Origin of the sequence: Pseudorhodobacter sp. E13, from assembly GCF_003991405.1 — a bacterium.
GTDB lineage: Bacteria > Pseudomonadota > Alphaproteobacteria > Rhodobacterales > Rhodobacteraceae > Pseudorhodobacter.
The window spans coordinates 1-3798 of sequence record NZ_RPEN01000112.1 but is presented as its reverse complement, the minus strand read 5'-3'; the positions used below and the strand labels follow the sequence as shown (position 1 = coordinate 3798).

Here is a 3798-nt window from a genome sequence, read left to right as displayed (position 1 = left end):
GATCACTCCAAATGCCCCCAGCTGGTTCAAGCCGGGGCAAGGTTGCACATGGGTCAATTCTCAGTGACAATTTTGGCCGCTGCCGGGTCAATTCTCAGTGGCAATCAACAGGGCCTAGGGAGAATAAACCCGGAAAGTGGGGGAGCATGTCAACGACAGTGTGCGGCTTGTAATGCCTGGACTGTAGATGGGGCAATTCCAAGAAAGGAGGCGAGTTGCAGCGACAAACCGAATGTAACGCTGGCCAACACGGGTCGCTGACCAGTCTCGCAATCTGTGAAAAGGGCATGAAGGTGATGGTTCGTACCGCCCTGAACGTGCCAGTCCGATGTGGCGGCGGCATTACCGGGAAGATGCAAGGTATATCGCGGCAAGGTCGGTTTCGGGGGCAACCTCAACGGCTGTGACGTGCACAGACGAAACTGTCGCCGCGCGAAGACTGCTCAAGAGGATAAGACCCGCAAGGCTGAGCTTGGCGCAAGCCGATGGTTAAGACCGTGCCGCGCTCAGTCGAACAGGCCGGGTTGGGCTGCGGGTTTGGCTTTCTTGCCCTAGATCACTGGTGCCGATGCCTAAGTAGCCCCGTTTGCGTTTGGCTGCGGCTAGTTTCATGAGCGCGGTGATCGCCTTTCCTTCGTCATCATGGGTTTCAATCATGACCTGGCCCCGATACCCAATCCGGCCCCACTCCCGAATGAGACACGCGCCGCCAAAAAGGTCACGCTGAACGCTAAGCCGGTAGAAGCGACGCATGTTATAGGCCGAGTCAATCCGCCTCAAGTGGAGGTCGGTTGGAAAGATTTCGAGCTGGACGGGCTGATCGAACATATAGTGATCCAGATAGCTGGATTTACTATATCAGGTAGCAAGGCACGTTTCCATCATGATCGCGCTTTTCAACAGCGCCGCATGGGAGAATGACCGGCCTTGAAGAGACGTGCCCCTTGAATTGACCGCGCGCCGTGAAAAGTAAGACGGCCCGCACGGTGTCAGCCCTCATCCGCGCGAAGGAAATGGCACCACATTTGTCGATATTGTCTGAGGTTGGAATTCCAGTCCGGCTGACCAAAGCGGGGTCTTGCGCCATATCCTTTCGTCGATGCCGCCACTGTCTGTACGAGTCAACAGGCCCATCCACTCAAGTGGCATGGCGACAGCGCTGAACAACCCGCCCGCCGGACCACGCCATCCACCGCCAGCACTGGGGCCATAGAGGAGGTTGGCCAGATCGGGGAGCGTGAAGCCATCCCAAGGCATCCGGTTAATGGCGTTCAACCACAAATCCCAGTCTCCGATAGGCGCCTCACCTGTGCGCATGCCTTCGGAATGGTCGAACCGAAACAAGAATGCGGGCACGATGGAGGCAAAGGCGGCTTCTGGATCGCCTGCCAGATCCATGCCGGGCTTTGTCAGCCGCCATCCGCCACCCATTTTACGGCCAAGCCGCAAAGACGTGAGCAGCACACGAAGGTATTCCAAGGGTGGAACGTCATATTCGTTCAAGACCTTGTTGACACGATAAAGCTTCTCAGCAGTCCAGTTTTGGAAATCCATCCGCCGCACGACCCAATCGATGCAGTGCCGGTTCCATGCCCCAGCCTTGGTCAGCCCGATCTCGCCGTGTTCAACCTGATAGGCCGCGACAGTCTGATATGCGCGCACCATCGGCGCAGTTGTGATGACTAAGTCGCCGCCGGGATGTGGTCGAAACTGGACAGAGGTGGCCATAAGCGGAAAATCCAATTGGTTGGGATAGGGAAAACACCCCCGGCGAATGGTGGCTGAACAGACCCTAGCGGCGCAAGCTCATCATAGTGCTGGTCAAATGATGGCTGCATTTCGGTTCATCGGGAAGATCAAATCAGGCCGCCCTCGCAATCCAACGCTGCAAGTTCGGACAGGACAGTGGACCGGGCTTGGTCACGTTCGGTTTCATAGGCAAAAAGATCCGTTGCCCGAATACGACGATGGCGACCAACAGTTGTGAACGGAATATCGCCCTTTTCAAGCAGCCTAATCAAGAAGGGCCGGGAAACATTGAGCATGTCGGCCGCTACTTGCGTTGTGAGCTCAGCTTCAACGGGGACCATGCGAAACCCACGACCACTTGAAATCAGGCGCATAATATCGAGCAAGGCGTCGGTAAGTGCCGGAATGAGGGTGAAGTTGCGCGTCTCGCCTCCGGGGCCGGCAAACGAGAGGTCGACTGGTTCGCCTTCGGTCACTTGCAAAGCGATGATGTGACGAAGTTGATCTGCGTTGTCGATTTCGGCCTTTGTGGGCAGCCGGTTCGAGAAATGTTCCTTGTGCGCTGCCACCACTTTGCCCTCCTACGTCGCCGTTCGGCGTCCAATGACAGGTGCACGTGACGTTCAATCGAAACAAGCTAAATATTCGCATTATTCGAAAAACTGGCGATTACCAGTCTTCGGTGCCAGAAAGCTCCTAATCAGACTCACTGATCCGTTGGATAACCAGGCCCGCCGGTCGGCCAACGTTTGACGGCTGCTGGTGTAAAGTCCAAAATACTATCCATAACCATATGAAAATGCTACATTTGTGGTGTCTAGTCGACTATATCGCCCCAGAGGAACAACAAATTTATGATTTTCAATGAGTTGGACAACAGAACAGCTCGAGAGCGCATCAATCTCTCTCAGGTTTGGCAGGCATGGATTGAGGCCGAAGATCTGCGTCGGCACAGCTTCCTAGGGACAATGGCCTTTGAGCAGCGTGATGGCACAGATTACCTATACCGTCGAATCGGGCCAGTCGGAAAGAGCCTTGGGCCGAGGTCCGTCGAGACAGAGCAACTGTTAGAGCGATTCAAGGCCACTCGCGAACAAAACAAGACGCGTCTGCAAACGCTGTCAGACAACCTGAACACCCAGGCAGCCATTCTGCGTAGTCTCGGTGCCGGGCGGATGCCAATCGTACCGGCCAGAATCCTGCGCGAACTCCGCATTCACGGCAAACAAACCGGATTGCGCGTCATCGGCACCAACGCGCTCTATGCTTATGAGGCGCTGGCAGGCGTTGTCTTTGAGGAAGGTGCTACCGCCACAGGCGATATCGACCTTCTGCAAGATGATCGGCGGCGGCTACGGCTACTGACGGAAGACAAGACCTTCACAGGGCTGGCAAAGCTTATCCAAGACAAGGTGGATCGCAGTTTTCAGACTCGCAGCAAACGGGATTACCGCCTGACCAACAACGATGGCTATATGGTGGAACTGATCAGGCCGGAGCCTCGGCCCGCATGGAAGAAAATGGCCGGAGCAGAGTCACCCTTTGAGGGCGATCTGGTTGGAGCCCCAATCATTGGCCTGCAATGGCTGGTCAACGCGCCGTCGGTTGACGCAATTGCCGTCGATGAGCGTGGATTTCCCGCCCCAATGACCTGCCCCGATCCACGCTATTGGGCGGCCCATAAACTTTGGCTGTCGCAACGCGACGACAGAGAGCCGGTCAAAAAAGGACGTGATCTGGCGCAAGCTCTGGCGGTGATCGCACTCATCAAAGAGCGGCTACCACAGTTGCCGATAGACGACACGTTTCTCGCAACTTTGCCGAAGGCACTGGCAGACCAAATGACCGGCCCACCCGAGAAGAAGCCCAATCCAGGGCCCAATTGGTAACAGACGTGCGCATACCGGATTTCGGCGCTGTCACACATCTCGCAAAGTTGGCTAGGGTCAGGACCCATTGATTTGCTTGAGGCTGCCGTCGCTGCGTGATTCAAGGCCCCTAGCTACGGGGGTGATCATGAGCAATCTATTCTGGCTGACGGACGAGCAG

At 56.1% G+C, this 3798-nt stretch carries 3 protein-coding genes and 1 pseudogene; 1 reads left to right on the top strand and 3 read right to left on the bottom strand.

Going from position 1 to position 3798, the window contains the following annotated elements:
- Nucleotides 1–576: 576 nt before the first annotated feature.
- The 3 genes and pseudogenes from EGN72_RS00445 to EGN72_RS19360 form a co-directional block, all read right to left on the bottom strand.
- Nucleotides 577–828 (bottom strand): annotated as a pseudogene (locus EGN72_RS00445) (WGR domain-containing protein); the annotation flags it as partial.
- A gap of 168 nt (nucleotides 829–996) precedes the next feature.
- Nucleotides 997–1728: a hypothetical protein gene (locus EGN72_RS00440; protein WP_127044707.1), complete on the bottom strand. Its 732-nt coding sequence runs from the start codon at nucleotides 1726–1728 to the stop codon at nucleotides 997–999.
- Between the two features lie 128 nt (nucleotides 1729–1856).
- The gene (locus EGN72_RS19360; RefSeq protein WP_233586970.1) at nucleotides 1857–2318 is read right to left on the bottom strand and encodes a helix-turn-helix domain-containing protein; all 462 of its coding nucleotides are present in this window, start codon (nucleotides 2316–2318) and stop codon (nucleotides 1857–1859) included.
- Between the two features lie 285 nt (nucleotides 2319–2603).
- Between EGN72_RS19360 and EGN72_RS00430 the strand changes: the two genes are divergently transcribed.
- Entirely contained in the window at nucleotides 2604–3638 is a 1035-nt protein-coding gene (locus EGN72_RS00430; RefSeq protein ID WP_127044705.1) for a nucleotidyltransferase domain-containing protein, read from the top strand.
- Nucleotides 3639–3798 lie beyond the last annotated feature (160 nt).